This is a genomic window from Burkholderia sp. Bp9031 (genome assembly GCF_003857965.1).
Classification (GTDB): domain Bacteria; phylum Pseudomonadota; class Gammaproteobacteria; order Burkholderiales; family Burkholderiaceae; genus Burkholderia; species Burkholderia ambifaria_A.
The window spans coordinates 1-317 of the sequence record NZ_QTPW01000112.1 but is presented as its reverse complement, the minus strand read 5'-3'; the positions used below and the strand labels follow the sequence as shown (position 1 = coordinate 317).

General features: G+C 62.5%; 1 pseudogene. It reads right to left on the bottom strand.

The window, feature by feature from the left end:
* A pseudogene (locus tag DIE15_RS36740) lies at positions 1-317 on the bottom strand (RHS repeat protein); the annotation flags it as partial.

Below are 317 nucleotides of genomic sequence, written 5' to 3'. Positions count from 1 at the left end.
GCTGCATCGTATTGCCACTGCTTCGCAAGCAACTCGCCGCCCGCCTTGCCTCGCTGCGCAGCGTGCCGCGCACGACGACCCACCGCGTCATACCCGAAATGGCTCGTCAGCTTGCCCTGCGTCCGTAGCACCTCGCGATGCAGATCATCCCGTTCGATGTCTGCAACTGCGGCACCATCGAAACGAATCTGGTGCACGTGCCCCGAACCGTAATGCAGCCAATCGATCGTGCGCTCGCCGGAAATCGTCGTGCTGACGCGATTCCCAAGCTCGTCGTAGGTATGTGCGAGCCAGCCAGTCGGCGTGTACTCCTCGAC